14 protein-coding genes and 1 pseudogene are annotated in these 17946 nt (G+C 43.3%); 7 read left to right on the top strand and 8 right to left on the bottom strand.

The annotated features are described in order from the left end of the window. Nucleotides 1-39 precede the first annotated feature (39 nt). The 4 genes from V7K62_RS00945 to prfC form a co-directional block, all read right to left on the bottom strand. Complete coding sequence (locus tag V7K62_RS00945) at nucleotides 40-480, bottom strand: SufE family protein (RefSeq protein WP_334860789.1); 441 nt, start codon at nucleotides 478-480, stop codon at nucleotides 40-42. Between the two features lie 668 nt (nucleotides 481-1148). Next, the gene (locus V7K62_RS00940) at nucleotides 1149-1658 is read right to left on the bottom strand and encodes an RNA recognition motif domain-containing protein (protein WP_334860787.1); all 510 of its coding nucleotides are present in this window, start codon (nucleotides 1656-1658) and stop codon (nucleotides 1149-1151) included. Between the two features lie 660 nt (nucleotides 1659-2318). Next, nucleotides 2319-4598, bottom strand: a complete 2280-nt coding sequence (locus V7K62_RS00935) for a M48 family metalloprotease (RefSeq protein WP_334860785.1) — start codon at nucleotides 4596-4598, stop codon at nucleotides 2319-2321. Nucleotides 4599-4781: 183 nt separating this feature from the next. Then, entirely contained in the window at nucleotides 4782-6410 is a 1629-nt protein-coding gene (prfC, locus tag V7K62_RS00930; protein WP_334860783.1) for a peptide chain release factor 3, read from the bottom strand. Nucleotides 6411-6534: 124 nt separating this feature from the next. Here prfC and V7K62_RS00925 point away from each other — a divergent pair, with 124 nt between their 5' ends. Further along, nucleotides 6535-6894: a DUF4870 domain-containing protein gene (locus tag V7K62_RS00925; protein ID WP_334860781.1), complete on the top strand. Its 360-nt coding sequence runs from the start codon at nucleotides 6535-6537 to the stop codon at nucleotides 6892-6894. A gap of 67 nt (nucleotides 6895-6961) precedes the next feature. Here V7K62_RS00925 and V7K62_RS00920 read toward each other — a convergent pair. After that, nucleotides 6962-8224, bottom strand: a pseudogene (locus V7K62_RS00920) (ISAs1 family transposase). Between the two features lie 461 nt (nucleotides 8225-8685). On the opposite strand from V7K62_RS00920, the gene hemB reads away from it, so the two are divergent. The 6 genes from hemB to V7K62_RS00890 all read left to right on the top strand — a co-directional run bounded on the left by hemB (nucleotide 8686) and on the right by V7K62_RS00890 (nucleotide 15053). Beyond that, a complete protein-coding gene (gene hemB / locus V7K62_RS00915) occupies nucleotides 8686-9666 on the top strand; it encodes a porphobilinogen synthase (protein ID WP_334860779.1) in 981 nt (326 codons plus the stop codon). Nucleotides 9667-10365: 699 nt separating this feature from the next. Then, on the top strand, nucleotides 10366-11349 hold the full coding sequence (locus V7K62_RS00910; RefSeq protein WP_099100369.1) for an alpha-ketoacid dehydrogenase subunit beta: 984 nt from the start codon (nucleotides 10366-10368) through the stop codon (nucleotides 11347-11349). 165 nt (nucleotides 11350-11514) lie between these two features. Further along, entirely contained in the window at nucleotides 11515-12933 is a 1419-nt protein-coding gene (secD, locus tag V7K62_RS00905; RefSeq protein WP_334861454.1) for a protein translocase subunit SecD, read from the top strand. Further along, nucleotides 12930-13907: a protein translocase subunit SecF gene (gene secF, locus V7K62_RS00900; protein ID WP_334860777.1), complete on the top strand. Its 978-nt coding sequence runs from the start codon at nucleotides 12930-12932 to the stop codon at nucleotides 13905-13907. The genes secD and secF overlap by 4 nt, the downstream gene beginning before the upstream one ends. Before the next feature lie 72 nt (nucleotides 13908-13979). Beyond that, nucleotides 13980-14393 carry a hypothetical protein gene (locus tag V7K62_RS00895; protein WP_334860775.1) on the top strand — a complete coding sequence of 138 codons (414 nt, stop codon included), beginning with the start codon at nucleotides 13980-13982 and terminating at the stop codon, nucleotides 14391-14393. 189 nt (nucleotides 14394-14582) lie between these two features. Then, entirely contained in the window at nucleotides 14583-15053 is a 471-nt protein-coding gene (locus tag V7K62_RS00890; RefSeq protein WP_334860773.1) for a GNAT family N-acetyltransferase, read from the top strand. On the opposite strand, the gene V7K62_RS00885 is transcribed toward V7K62_RS00890, so the two are convergent. The 3 genes from V7K62_RS00885 to prmC form a co-directional block, all read right to left on the bottom strand. Further along, nucleotides 15016-15936, bottom strand: coding sequence for a sensor histidine kinase (locus V7K62_RS00885; RefSeq protein WP_334860771.1), 921 nt, complete (start codon nucleotides 15934-15936; stop codon nucleotides 15016-15018). The two genes, V7K62_RS00890 and V7K62_RS00885, sit on opposite strands and share 38 nt — an antisense overlap. A gap of 98 nt (nucleotides 15937-16034) precedes the next feature. Then, the gene (locus V7K62_RS00880; protein ID WP_334860769.1) at nucleotides 16035-16643 is read right to left on the bottom strand and encodes an L-threonylcarbamoyladenylate synthase; all 609 of its coding nucleotides are present in this window, start codon (nucleotides 16641-16643) and stop codon (nucleotides 16035-16037) included. 411 nt (nucleotides 16644-17054) lie between these two features. Then, nucleotides 17055-17945 carry a peptide chain release factor N(5)-glutamine methyltransferase gene (gene prmC, locus V7K62_RS00875; RefSeq protein ID WP_334860766.1) on the bottom strand — a complete coding sequence of 297 codons (891 nt, stop codon included), beginning with the start codon at nucleotides 17943-17945 and terminating at the stop codon, nucleotides 17055-17057. Between the last annotated feature and the right edge of the window lies 1 nt (nucleotide 17946).

Here is a 17946-nt window from a genome sequence, read left to right as displayed (position 1 = left end):
CTTTGTCCTTTGCAAATGACAAATGACAAATGACCAAGTTTAGTTAGGCAAATCTAACTTGCATTCCAATGCTTTTTTTTGCATGGTTTTAAAAATGTTGTAAAAACCATTAGCACGGGAAGGTGTCAGACTAACGTTTAAGCCTGTTTCTTGAATAAAATCTGGGGTAAGTTGGACAATCTCAGTTGGCGTTAGTTCATGTAATCCTTCAACCAGAAGCCCTACTAATCCTTTGGTTAACTGGGAATCGGAATCACCTTGAAACACAACCTTACCGTCATCCAAGGCTGCTGTGATAAAAACTTGAGACACGCAACCAGGAACTTTATTTTCGGGTAATTTATCAGCTTCTGGGAACTCATTTAGCTTCTGAGCATACCAGATTAGCTGTTCGTAGCGCCGTTTCGGTTCGGAAGCGCGTTGAAAGCGCTGGACAATTTTAGCAAGCGCAGGTGGCAAAGAATCTAGAGTTGAAGACATAACAGAAGCTGCAAATGATCGGTCTTACCTTGAGTGTAAATTATCTTTGGAGCGATGCCTAGGTTGGGCTACGCCTACACGCTTCCAGTTCACTTGGCATTATCAAGCTTGCCATTACTGACTATAATTTATCAAATCCAGACAATTACTGCGTAGGCGCAGCCCAACCTAGGCATCGCATTCACATCGGTCAGGTTTTTTAATCTGTCTAAATCGCAAAAACTTAATTTTTTTATAAACAAGCTCTAACAGGAACTCTATGGAAGTTACTGTTGTATTAGTATATACTTACTGTTATTCCGTAAGTATATGATATAGCTGTAGTCAGATATGTTAGCACAGTGTTGATTGATCAAAACCTTGAAGCAACTGGGTCTATACTCAGCACTCAGCACTTTGCTATATGTGTGAAATTTATGTGTTGCTTGATTTGACTCTAATCCAAATTTTCTGGAGCTTGGACTGTTTCTACGCTTCTAACTCCTAATTCTAAGTCACGTCTTAATGTGACTAGTGGCGATGCGATGCCTAGCTTGGGCTGCGCCTACGCACTTACAAAATTAGCTGCAAGTAATTTTTAACTAAGCAGCTAGATAATAATCAATAATTAAAAATTAAAAATCAAAAAAAATTCTGATTTTTAATTTTTAATTTCTCTCCCTTTTGGATTAATTCGTAGTTTGTGCAGCTAGCATCTGCTTCAGCTTTTCTAATTCCGAAGCCCAACGAGGATCTGGACGAATAGCGTCTGAATCGGTGGTTGCGGTGCTGGTTTCACGAGAACCTCCGCCGCCACTGCCGCCGCCACGACGAGGCTTCTTAGAGCTTTTCTCACGACGGCTACCTTCTCTGTTGGGGCTAGGAGTCGGGGTACTACTAGCAAGAGTAACTGGTTTAGGAGCTTGCTCGTCACCCTCTTCACCCTTTGTCCGAGGTAATGCCTTCTCTAGCTTAATGGGAGTGTCTTTGAACATCTGACCATTATACTTTTCAATGATTTCGTCAGCTTGCTCGTCATTGTTGACGGTAAGAAAACCGAAACCACGGCATTTGCCAGTTTTGCGGTCTTTAATTAATTTAGTAGTTACAGCATCACCTTCTGCTGCAAAAACGGCTTGCAGATCTTGACGATCTATTTCATCTTTAGGCAAATTACCTATATATAGGCGAACGGACATGAACTATACCTCCAGAGTTGAATGAATATGGCAAGGCAAGAAAACAATCATTTAGCTTTGGCTTTTAAATAGATGCTATTGACCAAGGCTGCCACTAACCAATTTTTATTGCTCGAAACTGTCAACTTATACAACAATACAGTTTTTCGTCGGGATCAAGCTTGTTTAATCCAAAGGCTCACACTATGGTGAGCTAATAACACCTTAATTCTAAGAATTGTAAATTTAATAGCCTATTGCCTGCTAAAGTACACGCTTTCTTCCATGCCCTTTTTCGCAGAATCAAATACCATTCCTTACATTACCACGGTATTTTCTACGTAGCTAGTTTAGCGCATACATTTCCGACGTTAGTATTACTGCATCGTAACATAAAACACATTTTTTTAATCAAGGGAGCATACTTTGAAACAAAAACCAGCCAGTGGCTGGTTAATTTACTGCTGTGTTGAGAAGATAAAAGGTATGGAGGGGGAGAAAAACATCCGAGTTCACAACTAAGCTATAGTGCTGAGTTATGTCGGCTGCTATTGTTTGTGTAAATAAATGTAACATTCGTAAAGAAAACCTGCAACTTTTGTTTACATTCCAATTTGTCCTTTGTCAGTTGTTTATTTTCTCGTGACTCGTGACTAGTGACTAATGACTAATGACTAATGACTAACCAGTAAGAAAAACGTATGCCCCCCAAGCCTGTGCTGCAACTGCTAAAAAAGTAGACCAAATGGGATGAGGGCTATGAATGGTTTTACCACTTTGAGTTTCCAAGGTTTGGATATCGATCCAAGGTGTTGCTCCTCGCCGGAACCAACCTGTGACGATAATTTGCCGGCCGATCAAATCCTGGTGATTGACTGACTGTCCTAGCCAAGAAATGTGGTGTAATTTCACCAAACCAGCGCTGGATTGGAAGATTAAATCTTGCGCTAGGGAGTTACTAGTGCCTTGACGACCTAATAATTTGCCCACCAGACGCACGCTGATGCTGTCAATGGGTAAGGCAGAAGGGTCAGATAACAGGTTGGGTAAGCTGTCGTCAGTTTGCACCGTGGCCGGTTTAATATCGGGGAAGAAAGAATTAATCCGCATCACTGTACCGATGCTAAAGCCAATCAGAAGGCAGCCTGTAATAAAAGACCAATCTTCATATATCCACTTTAGATTTAAAAACTTGAGTGCGAATGCTAGTTGCCACGTTAGCCAGACTAAAGCTGCAAACAGAACCCCTAGAGGAATTCCCAACCAGGGAGCGATTTGTAATAAGAAAGACTGACGCTTAACCTTTGATGGAACGCTAGCAAAATGTAGTTCGGTGTCTAGATGCCAGTGACGGGCTATTTGGCAGAGACGTTCGATGCGATCGCCCATTAAAGGATGGCTATTATTGATCGTAAACCATCGGCGATAGGGATTGGCAGTATCCCACTTCAAAAAGGATTCAAAAGATAAATTACTGGCAATAGTGCCCAAAGATAAACTCTGTTGGTAGCTGACTGGTGTTAGGAGATTTAAGCTTTCCAATTGCCAACTGGTGTGTTCTTCTTTTTGGATATCAGCGGCAATGCCAATGGCGATTTTGAGTAAAGCGCGAATCAGGGCATTGGGATTACCAGTAATTTCAGCGGCGACGCGATCGCTATAATAAAGCCGCAACCGCGACAACCACAATGCAGTCCCAGTTAGCAAACACCAAACTCCATAAATTAGACTCGCCAGAATTGTCACTGGCCAGCGCCAAATTTTCGCTGATATTTTGTCTCCCAACTCCGACACTTGCTGATATAGCTTGTGAGTTGGTAGTGTCACCAGCAGCAACAAAGACATCACAGCAAAATCCCAGTGAGCAATATGCCCTAGCTGCGTGGCATAAATAATGGCGATTTCATCATCTGCCAGCTGCTCTAATAGCCCTTGACTCACAACAATCCTGGCATTACGTGGTAAACTACCATAGGTCAGGATAATTGGTGCAGCCGTTGGTAAAACCCGCAGTTTGGGTAACGGCCAGTGGCGTTGTTGACAACAACGTTGCAGCACCCGGACGGCTTCGCGGCTATGAGTATTCAATACATCTTTAGGAAATTCTCGCTGACCATACAACTTCGCCAGTAGCAGATCCAGCAACCAAGGTGATACTCCGATCAAAATCACCAAGACTATTAGCAACAATTTAGTAGGGTCGCGGTATAAAAGCTGCAACGGCTCCAGATAAGGTAGTTTGACTAAAGTCTGGTTGATAAATCCCATTGCTAACTTCAGGATTTCTCGCAGCACCCAAAACAGGGCAATGAATGTTCCTGCTGACAGTAGCCGCAGCGGAATTAATTTCGGTTTACGTAGGGGTTGCCATGCTCTGGCGCGTTGTGCTTGTCGCCAATAAATAACGCCGAATAATTTGGCTTGGGTGCGGGTAACAGAACCCATGAAGCCGCTTAGGGGCGCAGCCGGTGTTGGTGGTGGTGTCGCTAATGTAGCTTTGAGTTTAGCTAGTGGCACCATCGGCGGGATGTCGTCGCTTTTAGTTTCTATTACTTGCTCGTTTGGCTTTTCCTCGAATGTAGAAGTTTCCGGGGGAGTAACTGGGGTTGAATCTGGGGTTGAATCTGGGGTTGAATTCTCAAAGGCAACAAATCCAGTTTCGACTTTTTTTGATTCTTGATCAGGTTTTTTACGTTTTGTCAGGTGTTCGAGAGCGCGTGTTGCCCACTCTTGAACTTGCGGATTGTTACTCTCAATGAGATTCTGGGAAAAAGCGATCGCTTTGGGAACTTCGCCACTACGAGCATAAGCCATCACTAAACCAACCTGGGCTTGTAAGCTAGCAGTAGCATTGCTTTGGCTGCTAGCAATCGGTTCTAGTTGAGCGATCGCTGTTTGGTAATTTCCCTGCTTGAGGGCAACTAAACCAGCCTCCAAAGACGATTTGGCATGTGAAGGCATACAAATTCTGGCACTCCAATCTCTTCTAATTGATCCACGTTTGTGCAAAAGCGCGAACCTCGGATGCCGTGGAAATCAACCGCGCTCAAGTTTTGCTTGTCAAGTGAACGATAAAGAAAGAATAAAGGTGTCAGTCGTCAGAATTCAGTTGCGTCTTCTGTGGGACTAATTCTGGATTCTTCTTCATTCCTCCACTGGTTGTTGACTAGAAAATACTGGAGCGATCGCGCTTAATTTTAACTCTGGATGGTCGCCCAATAACTGTTGACAATTCCATTCATTACGGAATAGCAACACTGGGCGTCCCATACTGTCTTTAACTGTAGTGGTATTGAATATTCGTCCCACCTTTTCTAATGCTTCCCAACCACCCTCAACCCAACGGGCGACACTGTAGGGCAATACCTCTAGTAGGGTTTCTACACCATACTCATTTTGTAAGCGAAACTGTACCACCTCGAATTGCAACTGACCCACCGCCGCCAAAATTGGATCGCGCTTGGCTTCATCAGTTGAATACATAATTTGCACAGCACCTTCTTCGCGCAATTCCGCAACGCCTTTTTGGAATTGTTTAGACTTCGAGGGGTTGGGATTCCTCAGAGATGCAAACAGTTCCGGCGAGAAATACGGAATCCCCTCATATTCGAGCTTTTGTCCCGTGTAAATTGTATCCCCGATCGCAAAAACACCGGGATTGTTCAAACCGATCACATCGCCAGGATAAGCCACATCAATCGATTCTCGCTCTTGAGCAAAGAGTTTTTGCGGGCGAGATAGACGGATGAGTTTACCAATGCGGGCGTGATTCACCATCATATCTTTTTCAAACTTACCAGTGCAAACCCGGATAAATGCGACGCGATCGCGATGTTTCGGGTCCATGTTCGCTTGCAGTTTGAAGACAAACCCCGAAAACTCCGGGTATGTAGGAGCAACTTCGCCAAGACTGCTGTAATGAGAGCCGGGTTTAAGGGCATAGTCGAGGAAATACTTGAGGAATAACTCTACACCAAAGTTAGTCATGGCGCTACCAAAGAACACAGGCGTCATTTTGCCTTCGTGTACCAACTGTAAATCTAACTCTGGCCCAACTCCTTCTAAGAGTTCTAAATCATTTTTCAGTTGGTGATACAGACTTTGTTCTAGCTGTTCTTCTATTTTCGGATCACCTAATTCCACTATGGTATCACGGGCTTCTCGGCTACCGTGGGCGCTGCGTTCAAACAGGTGAATTTGTTGCTTATGCCGGTCAAAAACACCTTTAAAGCGATCGCCCATACCAATTGGCCAGTTTACCGCATAGGTTTGCAATCCCAATTCTTGCTCAATTTCATCTAACAGTTCCAGAGGTTCTCTGCCTGGGCGATCGAGCTTGTTGATAAATGTAAAAATTGGGATACCCCGCAACTTACACACTTCAAACAATTTGCGGGTTTGAGGTTCCAAACCTTTTGCTGCATCAATTAGCATCACTGCATTATCGGCGGCGGCGAGGGTACGATACGTATCTTCACTGAAGTCTTGGTGTCCGGGAGTGTCTAATAAATTTATTTGACAATTCCGATATTCAAATTGCAACACCGTAGAAGTAATGGAAATACCCCGTTGTTGTTCCATCGCCATCCAGTCCGAGGTAGCCTTACGCTGTGCCCGTCGCGCTTTAACCGCCCCAGCTTCGTGAATTGCACCTCCGTACAAGAGTAGCTTTTCTGTTAGTGTAGTTTTACCCGCATCAGGGTGAGATATAATCGCAAAGTTGCGGCGAAGTTCAACCGCTTCAATAAGTTCAGACTCAAGTTCAGTAGACATAAGTGTATTTGTTTGTTAGCTAACTTAATTTTTTTGGACTCTGGCAAGTCTTTTAATCTTAAGACAACGATGCTCGTGATAGGGTCGTAATATAACTAACAATCTGACTAAATAGGAGAAAGCAATGTACGACACAGACAAGCGAAAGCTTCTATCTGCTTTGTCTCATGGAGCCATTTTTTTAAGCACGACATTGGTATCTGTAGGTATACCTATTGCCATACTGCTGGTGTCTGACGATCCTGTTGTTAAAGAAAACGCCAGAGAATCGATAAATTTCCACTTTAATGTCTGGCTTTATGCAGGGATTTTGGGAGCGCTATTTTTTCTATTCGGTTGGTTAGTGCTACCACTATTAATATTGGGGCCACTAGCCGGTCTGGGATATCTATTGCACTGGGGATTAACAATTTGGGCGCTCATCGGAGTTTTCAACAATCCTGATATACCCTTCCGTTATCCCTATATTTTCCGAGTTTTTTAACACAAATTTATGAGGATTGGGCATTGGTAATTGTCATTTATTTGCCAGGGTAAGCGCGTCTCAAACACTATTGACAAGTGGATTCACAAGCATCATCATGTTGGAATAAACAAGCAGCAAGAATAGTAAGCATATAATTGTTATCCATTGCGGCTCGATTAGACTTTTGGCGATTACTACGTTTCAAAGATTGCTCTCGATTCAAAGCATTAAGGGCAATACGCCGTAGTAGAGCAAAATTCTGCGGTGCATGTCCAGTACGAATACGACAAGCATCTGCTCTTTCAGAGCCGCTTCGCGAACATTGAAGGTAACATCCAAACTCCAATGCAGACTATTCTCAACACCCCAATGGAGACGGATAGCCCGTCCCAGAATAAGCGCTTCACTGTGTAAACTAGTCAAATAAAACTGAACCTCATGGGTCGTTTTGTTCCATAAACGTCGGAATCGCACAACCATCACAACGGTTTTTAGACCTAACCAATCAGCTTGTTTATATAGTGGAGGTAGCTGAGAAATAGGTACAGCCCAAACTTGTCTTTTTTCTGTACGATGATGCCCTTTTTCTATGCGTTCGTCATAACTTTTAGTTATGCCCTCAAAATTTAGAGCGATCGCTTGATTAAACCAATGCTTAATTTGCTCATGAAGTGTAGAATGATTAGCTTTAAGTGCTAAAATATAATCCGCTTTTGCATTATAGATTTGAGCTGCTATGGCTGTTTGTGAACGCAAAAGCATCAATAGTAATAATGCATCCATCTAAGTCTAGTAAGCCTAACAGTGCCGGAATCGCCGTGATTTCATTGGATTTATCTGTCACCTTAACTTGCCCCAGCACAAGGCGATGCTCACTTGCCCATGCGCTGACTAGGTGTAAAGCCGATTTTCCCTGTTCTCTGTCATAAGAACCTCTGATGGTTTTACCATCAATAGGAATTACCTGCGCTCCAATTGTTTCAATTATCGACTGTATCCATCTTTGAAAGCAATGCTCAAATACTTTGGGGTTAATTCGTTCAAATACTCGTCGAAAAGTATCTGGACAAGGAATGCCATTTGGCAGAGCTAAAAATTCCCCTAACCAATCAATTTTACTCAACCCATAGTTTTCCATATCCTCCCATCCCCTACCTCCAGCGATCGCCGAAAATATTCCTATTATTAAAATATCTGTTAACAAATGGGCACGGGTTCTTGCTACACGCGGGTCTTTTATTTCGCTAAAAAATGATTGCATCTGTTCTGTTAGCGCAGTCGCATTGGCTACCCTCAAAGCCTTTAGGCTTTTAGTTGGTACATTAGGAGATTTGAATCCTGATGCCATGAGACTGCCCCCAATCTGAGATAAATAGTTTTCAAAGACAGCATACTACTTTATATTTGTCAACTCAAATTGAGATGCGCTTACCCTGATTTATTTGCTACTAAATACAATATTTCATTAATTCGTAGCGAATTCTCTGCGTGCCTCTGCGTTTACCTCTGCGCCCCTACCCTGCGGGAAGACCAAGCGCCTATGCGTTAAAATTTCAACCCTCAATTCGCCAGATTTTGCCAACAGACAGTCTTACCATTTTTAATTGCTTACTATGTTGTTTTTTTTCCAGTCCGTCGGATAGGTGCAACCAAGCTGTAGAATACAAAATTGCCCTACAACTTGATTAAGAGTAGGGCAAAGGACAGTTAAGCACTGTTTGTAGTCTGTCCGACGGCAGGAAAATTTTAGCCTGCTTTTGTGACGCTTTGTTTTGTGTCCATTTGCGTTGTTTTTCTTGATAAAATTTTATGTTTCCTATACATCGCCCCCGTCGTCTGCGTACCCATCCTCAACTGCGCCGGATGGTTCGTGAAACTGTTTTGACAACAAGCGATTTAATCTACCCATTATTTGCCGTACCGGGTGAGGGAATCGCTAATGAGGTGAAATCCATGCCCGGAGTCTACCAACTTTCGGTAGATAAAATTGTTGAAGAAGCAAAAGAAGTTTATGACTTAGGAATTCCTTCGATTATTCTATTTGGGATTCCGGCTGATAAAGATGTGGATGCCACTGGCGCTTGGCATGATTGCGGAATTGTCCAAAAAGCAGCAACGGCGGTAAAAGCAGCAGTACCAGATTTGATTGTAATTGCCGATACTTGTTTGTGTGAGTACACAAGCCACGGTCATTGTGGTTATCTGCAAGTTGGTGATTTAACGGGACGGGTTTTAAATGACCCAACTCTAGAATTGTTGAAGAAAACAGCGGTTTCTCAAGCAAAAGCCGGTGCTGATATCATCGCGCCTTCGGGGATGATGGATGGGTTTGTCCAAGCAATCCGTCAGGGTTTGGATGAAGCCGGATTCCAAGATACCCCGATTATGTCTTATGCTGCTAAGTATGCTTCGGGTTATTATGGCCCATTTCGGGATGCAGCAGACTCGACACCGCAATTTGGGGACAGAAGAACTTATCAAATGGACCCAGGTAATGCCCGCGAAGCCCTTAAAGAGATTGAATTGGATATCGCTGAAGGTGCTGATATGCTCATGGTTAAGCCAGCCTTGGCATACATGGACATTATTTGGCGGGTGAAGGAAGCAAGTAACTTACCTGTTGCGGCTTACAATGTTTCTGGTGAATATGCGATGGTGAAAGCTGCGGCTCTCAATGGTTGGATTGATGAGGAGCGGGTGGTTTTGGAAACTTTAACTGGGTTTAAACGGGCTGGCGCAGATTTGATTTTAACTTATCATGCTAAAGATGCGGCGCGATGGTTAAAGTAGTCAAGTAATTGAGTAGTAATAATTTACTGGTAAATCTCATGCAGAGGCGCTTTAGACGCAGAGTTGTGTTTTAGTGTTTAGGCGTGAGATTCTTTGTTTCTTGGTATTGCGATGCCTGGGTTGGGCTACGCCTACGCATCTGGGGACAGTATATCGTCAAAAACCTTTGGAGTGGGTGTTTTAGGGATGCGATCGCTACTTAATTATGATTTTTTCAGCGGATACCACTAGCTAAGATTCCTAAAATTTTATTGACATCTTTAATCTTTAAGATAATATTCACTTAAGTCAATCTGGATAGATTGTCCTTCTAATTTTAAAAATTGCCAAATACGTACAGTGGTGACAGTTCCATAAATTACCAAATTTTCATTACCTGCTCTACCTTTGGCTGTTTTTTAATTCGTCGAACTCACGTTAAGTTAGTATTTTTTAAGCAGTAAGCTTTAATATTTTTATACATTTATTCTAAATTTTATTACATAAACCAATCAGCCATATTTGCCAGAGTGTCAGGCGATCGCTCATAAAACATCTAAAATCTAAATTAAATAGCTTTGATATAGTTATGGCAATCACTCGCTCTATGCTAGGGGTGGTTCGTTTAAACAACCTAAACTCTAACTAGTGCGATCGCTAACCGTATTTGCGACAGCAGCACGATAAAATTCTAAAACCATAATCGTACTAAAGGTCTAAATGGCAGAAACACTATTCTTCAACGCCTTACGGGAAGCCATTGATGAAGAAATGGCGCGTGATTCCAGCGTATTCGTTCTCGGTGAAGATGTCGGACACTACGGCGGTTCGTATAAAGTTACCAAAGACCTTTACCAAAAATATGGCGAACTCCGCATTCTAGACACCCCCATCGCTGAAAATAGCTTTACTGGCATGGCTGTGGGAGCCGCAATGACTGGGTTGCGTCCGATCATTGAAGGGATGAATATGGGCTTTTTACTGCTTGCCTTCAACCAAATATCCAACAACGCCGGGATGCTGCGCTATACTTCTGGCGGTAACTTTAAAATTCCGATGGTAATTCGGGGCCCTGGAGGTGTGGGACGGCAGCTAGGCGCAGAACATTCCCAGCGACTAGAAACTTACTTCCAAGCTGTGCCAGGGTTGAAGATTGTTGCCTGTTCTACACCAAGAAACGCTAAAGGACTGCTGAAATCCGCTATCCGCGATGATAATCCAGTGTTGTTCTTTGAACACGTTCTGCTTTACAACTTGAAAGAAGATTTACCAGAAGAAGAATACTTGCTACCTCTAGATAAAGCAGAAATTGTGCGTGAGGGGAAAGATGTAACCATTATTACTTACTCGCGGATGCGCCATCATGTGCTGCAAGCAGTAAAAACTCTTGAAAAACAAGGATATGATCCAGAAGTTATCGACCTTATATCCCTCAAACCATTAGATTTTGATACCATTGGTGCATCAATACGTAAAACCCATAAAGTCATTGTTGTGGAAGAATCCATGCGAACTGCGGGTATTGGAGCAGAAGTCATCGCCTCAATAAACGATCGCTTATTCGATGAATTGGATGCACCAGTACTGCGACTTTCTTCCCAAGATATTCCCACACCCTATAACGGCAATCTGGAACGACTAACAATCATCCAGCCAGAGCAAATAGTGGAAGCTGTGGAAAAAATGGTAGCGTTGCGAGTCTAGGGATTAGGGATTGGGTCAGGTGGGGCCCCCTCTGGGGTAATGGGGACTGGGGACTAGGTACAAAGAAAATAACCAATGCCCAATCCCCGATCCCCAGTACCCAATACTTGCTCATAACTCCATAAAAGAGCGCTATTATAGCCTTTGTCAGTTGCGAGTTATGGTATGCAAAGACAGCGATCGCTATTAATTTTGATTTTAGTCCTGATAATCGCCGCTATTACGGTGATTGCCACAATTCCAATACCCCTTGGGCTAGACTTGCGCGGAGGCTCACAGCTCACAATTCAGGTGAAACCATCAGCGGAAATTCCCAAAATCACCGACCGAGAATTGGAAGGTGTGAAGAAAGTTGTCGAAGGCCGGATTAATGGTCTGGGTGTTTCTGAGCCAGTGATCCAAACAGTCAGTTCAGATAAAATCTTGGTGCAACTACCAGGAGTAAACGATCCAGAGCAAGCTGAACGGGTGCTAGGGGGTACGGCGCAGTTAGAATTTCGTACCCAAAAGCCGAATACAGAAACTCAACTACTTGCTTTTCAAGCATCAAGAGCCGAATTTAAAGCCAAGCAAGAAGAGTTGAGAAAGAGTACTGACAAAGCGCTAATTGTCAAGAACCAAGAAGATTTACAAAAAAGTAATCAAGCGATCGCAGAATTGTTTGAAAGCACCAATCCACCGCTCATTGGCAAATACCTCAAGGATGCCTATGGTGAACCCACTCAAGGTAACAACTGGAATGTTGCCATTCGCTTCGACCAAAAGGGTGGTGAACTGTTTGCCAATTTGACGAAAAATCTTGCCGGTACTGGGCGTAGCATTGGTGTTTTTCTGGACAATGAAGTGATTAGCGCTCCTACCGTGGGTATAGAATTTGCCGCCACTGGGATTACTGGTGGCTCTGCTGTGATTACAGGACGGTTTACCGCCCAACAAGCCAATGACTTAGGCGTGCAACTACGCGGTGGGGCATTACCCGTACCAGTAGAAATAGTTGAAAACCGTACCGTTGGGGCAAGTTTAGGTAAAGATAGTATCCAACGCAGTATTTACGCTGGGATTGGCGGATTGCTGTTAGTATTAGTTTTCATGCTAGTTTACTACCGACTACCAGGGTTAATTGCCGACTTTTCTTTGATTATCTATGCGCTATTGACCTATGCCACCTTCGCGTTGCTAGGCATTACATTAACTCTCCCCGGTATTGCTGGGTTTATCCTCAGTATCGGTATGGCAGTTGATGCTAACGTATTGATTTTTGAGCGTACCCGTGAAGAACTACGTGCTGGTAAAACTTTATATCGTTCTATAGAGTCAGGATTCTACCGAGCTTGGTCTAGCATTTTAGATAGTCATGTCACATCATTAATTTCTTGTGCAGCACTGTTTTTCTTAGGAGCAGGTTTAGTAAAAGGCTTTGCTTTGACATTGGCGCTAGGGTTAGGGGTGAATTTGTTTACTGCCATTACTTGTAGTCGCACACTGCTGTTCCTAACATTGGGATTTCCCAACTTGCGTAAGCCAGAGTTGTTTTGTCCCAATCTCTCAACGTCAATTAAGTCTGGTGCGGAGGTGCAGTCATGAAATTTAGTGTCATCAAACGTCGGAAACTTTGGTGGACAATTTCTGCCACCCTGATGCTCGTTAGCATCGTGGCAATGGTGATTTCTTGGCAACAACTAGGCGCACCACTACGTCCCAGTTTAGATTTTGTTGGTGGTACGCGACTACAATTTGAACGCGATTGTACACAAGCAAACAGTTGTACTCAACCGATTGAAATTTCTGATGTCAGGGAAGTAGTTGACGCTCAGAAGCTAAATAATAGTAGCATCCAAGTTGTTGGTCAAAAACAACAGGGAATATCCATTCGCACAAAGACATTAAATGTCGATGAACGCACCCAGTTGCAAACAGCCTTGAGTGAAAAAATTGGAGCATTTAACTCGAAAGCCACTCAAATTGACACCGTTGGCCCAACACTTGGTCGTCAGCTATTTTCTCAAGGGTTATTAGCTCTGATTGTCTCCTTTGCTGGGATCGTTATTTATTTAAGTGTGCGGTTCCAGGTGGACTATGCTGTAATCGCAATTCTTGCCTTGTTCCATGATGTTTTGATTACCCTGGGTGTTTTCTCCATCTTAGGATTAGTAGTAGGTATTGAAGTTGATAGCCTTTTCGTCGTTGCTATTTTGACTATTACTGGTTTCTCGGTGACAGATACCGTGGTCATCTACGATCGCATTCGGGAAATACTGCATCTACATCCTAACGATCACATTGACAAAGTTGTTGATGATGCAACCAATCAAACTTTAACGCGATCGATTAATACCACGTTAACCGTTTTGCTAACATTATTTTCTCTGTTTCTATTTGGTGGCGAAACCCTGAGAAACTTTGCCCTGGCCTTAATTATTGGATTTACAATGGGTGCATATTCAAGTATTTTCATCGCCAGTACTCTCCTTGCTTGGTGGCGAGAGCGCGGGGGTCAATCCCAGGTTGTAGACAGCGCTGAGTCGATTGATACATCTCCCAGTTCCCAGGATAGTTAAACTTGTGTATTTTTCAAAATTGGGTGAAAGCATTTTGAATTGCTCACCCACGCCTTGCAATCTTATTCCCCTATGGATCAACCGAAAGAACCATTAACGAATGTCCCAGACTTGGAGAAATCTGACCCATTGTTTGCTCAACAAGTACAAAGGCTACATCAGCTAACAGTATATGGCAGGTGGCTGTTTGTGGGCTGTTTATGGCTGACCATTGCGCCTGTTTCCTTGTGGGGTCTACGTGCAGAAATTGCTCTGTGGCAACAATATTTTACCTGGGTGGCAGTGAGATTTGGACTGTTCTACCATCCACTGTCTACCTTCGGTCTAGCCTTTTGTCTGGGGATGACCGCTGCTGTTTTAGTTTGGCAAAGTCGGAATATTCTACTTGGACTACCACAGCAGGAAAAACAACGTTTAGAAAAACAAGTTTATCGGATACGTCAACAGGGAGCAACTCATCCTCTATGGAAGTGGGTTTGTCATTAAATTTTGGCGTTGCATATACATATACACGTACAGCAATTTATAGCAAAATATGACTTAGCCATACTAGAGATATGAGTGAAAAAGAATATAGAGACGTAGCAGTGCTACGTCTCTACAAGAGTTCTGGATAATACATATTTAATTTCACCAGATGTCTACTAAAGATACTGCCAAAAGTGGATGCCATACATGAACGATCTTCAGATTCAATTTAGCGAGCGCAAGTCTGAAATTGACCTTTACCAACTCCAAGAACTGTTAAACGTTTCCGCTTTCTGGGCAAAGGGACGCAGTATTGAAGATTTAGGTATAGCCATTGCCAACAGTGAGCCAGTGATTTCCGTCTGCCTTGGCGATCGACTCATTGGCTTTGCTAGAGCAACATCTGATGGCATCTATCGCGCCACAATTTGGGATGTTGTGATTCATCCAGAGCATCAAAATAGTGGGTTGGGAAGCAATTTAGTCGAAACCGTTTTGAGTCATCCGCGCATGAAGTGCGTTGAGCGCGTTTACCTGATGACTACTCACCAGCAAGGTTTTTACGAAAAGATTGGTTTTCAAACCAACACCACCACTACGATGATGCTAGACAATCAAGCTAACCGTGCTTTCGTTTCTGCTACAGAAGTTCAGCTTCAGGAATCACTAGGGGGATAGAGATTTGTAGTCTGGTAAGCTGCTGAGATGGTTCCTTCACAATGGTCAAGGGTAGGATTTCCAACTTTCCTCCCATAACTTCCACTAGAGTCTGATTGATTAATAACCTCATTCCTGGGGAAAGAGCAGCGTTCTTTTGGTCAATCTGGGCCAGTTGATCTTCAAATTTGAGCAAATCAATCGGCTCGCTCCAGGGTATAGCATGGGTTGGTAAATCTAGCCAAATGTTTACAAAATTGTTTGTAGGTAGGGTGCTACTGGAAATACAGATGCTGCCTTCCTCCATCTGAGTAATAGCAGTATCTATTAAACTTATCAATACTTGGCGGAGCCAGAGGTAATCTGTCAAAACATAAATTTCTGGGTCTGCTGGTAATAATTGCAAGGGAAAATTGCGATTTGCCGCCAGCATATAAGTTAAGTCATGAACCTCCTCCAAAATTTGGGCTAAGGGTCTGGGCTGAATATCTAATTTATTGGTGCCGTGTTCAGCTCTAGCAACGTTGAGAATTTCATCCATTAGCTTTAGCAGCTTCAGGGTTCGCTCGTGAGCTTGGGCAATAAATTCTCGCTCTTCAGCCGGATCTTCACACAAATCTGACAAAATTAACTGATGTAAGCCAATCAAACCATTAAAAGGCGATCGCAATTCATGGGTAGTCCGCGCCAAAAAACCAGCTTTAAACAGGCTCATTTCCCTTGCCATAAGGTATGCCAGCTGCGTTTGCTGTAGCTGTTGCGATATTGGTTGCATATCCTGTTGATCTAATGGCGCTACTGGGGATGAGCTAGATAAAACATTTGACGATCGCCCAAATAACTGACGGAAAACCATACCTAGTGCTATTCCTGCTCCTAGATATATCCAGTTGCTCCAATTCATAATCTGGCAATTATTGACTTGTTAATTAACCACAACAGCGCCAACTAAAGTTGCGGATTTCTCTGTTGTTCTAATCAGGAAAACAACATTATAGCTACCTATATCTGGTTATCACTCGAAATATCTAACTTGATCGCACCTTGCCGCAAAATTTGCCAATTTATCCCTGTCCATTTAGCAACAGTGGAAGGTACACCCATCCCCGGTATTTCATCGTGGTATTCTGTCGTTGCTAAAGTTAGAACCTGGGGAAACTGAGTCTCAATTTCTGCGATCGTTTGCAAAGGTGGTTGACCAGAAAAATTGGCGCTAGTGGTGGCAAGAGGGCCTGTTTGAGTCAAAATAGTTTGAGCGATCGCACTGTTTGGGACTCGGATACCAATTGTTGTCGGATCAATGGGATTCATAACTTTGGGGACACGATCTGAAGCTGGTAAAACTAGCGTCAACCCTCCTGGCCAATATTTATCTGCTAATTCTTGCCAAACTTTATACTCATTCTCACTACCTTTGACATACAGCCACAAATCTTCAGCCCTAGCCGCCATCAAAATCAAAGGTTTATCCTGACTGCGTTGCTTCGCCGCAAAAATTAATGCTGCTTTTTCTGGTATAGCTGCAAGTGCCGGCACTGTATCGGTGGGAAAGCTCACCAAAAGGCCAGCGCGTGCGCCAGCTATTAGATTTGTTAGAGAAGCTTGGGTCATATATCTTACTAAGTAAGTCAGCGAGAACAATTCAATATACAGCAGATTGCAACAGGCGTGAGGTACAGATAATTGTAGGGGCACAACATGTTGTGCCCCTACCCCTGTACTTCATTTACCTGAAATACGCTATATATTTTGACTCAAGCTCAATCAACTTCTTGCATAAGTTAGAAAAAAGGGAAAAGGACTCAAAACCCTTTCCCCCATTTTCAAATCAATATATTTATGCAAGATGTCTAATATTTATCAACCAGTAGCACAGTATTAAATTAATCGCTTAAATGTTGTGAGAGAGAGATGCGATTGTGGGCTAAAGAGTGGAAATAAATTCTCTTGGAATTGATAATGTTTTAGTGATATTGGAATGCCTCAAACAGATAGAGATAGCCAAATTGAGTTAGGGTTTCCCTAACTTCTATAAGCTAGGGCAAAACGTTCAATTCCAGCTAAGTCCGCGTGAATTTGAATATTGCAATAATTACCTTGATTTTGCAAAAGTTCTCGCACTACATCGGACTGTCCTGCCATCATCTCAATTAGCCACACGCCACCCGGAAGCAAATAACTAGGGGAGATTTCTATCAAATGGCGAATGCAATCTAAGCCATCAGCGCCACCATCCAAAGCTAGATGTGGTTCATGGTTAACTACTTCTGGCTGCAAAGTAGGTAAGGTGCTGGTGGGGATGTAAGGAGGGTTCGACACCATACCACTGAACTGACCTTTGAGAAATGTCAGTGGCTCCCACCAGGAACCTTGATAAAATTTAATCCGATCACCAACACCCAAATTATTGGCGTTGGCTTGGGCGATCGCCAGAGCTGCTAAACTGTAATCAACTGCATGAATTGTTGCTTTTGGCAAGACATCTGCTAATCCCAGTGCGATCGCTCCACTCCCAGTACCCAAATCTGCCCAGTGTCCTGAAGCATTACTAGCAGATGCTTCAGCTAAATCAATTAAGCACTCTGTTTCTGGTCTGGGAATCAAAACCGCACTCGAAACCGCGATTTTAAAATGGCGCCAAGGTGTAACTCCCGCAATATACTGTACTGGTAAGCGGTCATTTAATCGCCTCTGCCACAGTTGGTCTAAATCTTCTAGCGGCAATTGCAGCTGAATTTGTGGCCAGTTTTTAAAAGACTCCAAACGCAGTGCCAAGCGGTCTAACCCAGCAACTTCTAGAAGTAGCCAGTCAACCTCCATTGGTGGGACATCAGTGGCGATCGCGGCTTTAAGAGCTGCATTTCGCCACTGCCAAAGTTGTAAACCAGAGACTATCAGATGTTTCTCCCCCATA

Origin of the sequence: Nostoc sp. (assembly GCF_036917935.1) — a bacterium.
Taxonomy (GTDB): domain Bacteria; phylum Cyanobacteriota; class Cyanobacteriia; order Cyanobacteriales; family Nostocaceae; genus Nostoc.
This window is presented reverse-complemented; position numbering and strand designations above follow the sequence as displayed.

Bases quoted from the DNA above. Each gene is read 5' to 3' on its own strand.
- V7K62_RS00945 (WP_334860789.1), bottom strand. From the start codon at position 480: ATGTCTTCAACTCTAGATTCTTTGCCACCTGCGCTTGCTAAAATTGTC.
- V7K62_RS00940 (WP_334860787.1), bottom strand. From the start codon at position 1,658: ATGTCCGTTCGCCTATATATAGGTAATTTGCCTAAAGATGAAATAGAT.
- V7K62_RS00935 (WP_334860785.1), bottom strand. From the start codon at position 4,598: ATGCCTTCACATGCCAAATCGTCTTTGGAGGCTGGTTTAGTTGCCCTC.
- prfC (WP_334860783.1), bottom strand. From the start codon at position 6,410: ATGTCTACTGAACTTGAGTCTGAACTTATTGAAGCGGTTGAACTTCGC.
- V7K62_RS00925 (WP_334860781.1), top strand. From the start codon at position 6,535: ATGTACGACACAGACAAGCGAAAGCTTCTATCTGCTTTGTCTCATGGA.
- hemB (WP_334860779.1), top strand. From the start codon at position 8,686: ATGTTTCCTATACATCGCCCCCGTCGTCTGCGTACCCATCCTCAACTG.
- V7K62_RS00910 (WP_099100369.1), top strand. From the start codon at position 10,366: ATGGCAGAAACACTATTCTTCAACGCCTTACGGGAAGCCATTGATGAA.
- secD (WP_334861454.1), top strand. From the start codon at position 11,515: ATGCAAAGACAGCGATCGCTATTAATTTTGATTTTAGTCCTGATAATC.
- secF (WP_334860777.1), top strand. From the start codon at position 12,930: ATGAAATTTAGTGTCATCAAACGTCGGAAACTTTGGTGGACAATTTCT.
- V7K62_RS00895 (WP_334860775.1), top strand. From the start codon at position 13,980: ATGGATCAACCGAAAGAACCATTAACGAATGTCCCAGACTTGGAGAAA.
- V7K62_RS00890 (WP_334860773.1), top strand. From the start codon at position 14,583: ATGAACGATCTTCAGATTCAATTTAGCGAGCGCAAGTCTGAAATTGAC.
- V7K62_RS00885 (WP_334860771.1), bottom strand. From the start codon at position 15,936: ATGAATTGGAGCAACTGGATATATCTAGGAGCAGGAATAGCACTAGGT.
- V7K62_RS00880 (WP_334860769.1), bottom strand. From the start codon at position 16,643: ATGACCCAAGCTTCTCTAACAAATCTAATAGCTGGCGCACGCGCTGGC.
- prmC (WP_334860766.1), bottom strand. From the start codon at position 17,945: ATGGGGGAGAAACATCTGATAGTCTCTGGTTTACAACTTTGGCAGTGG.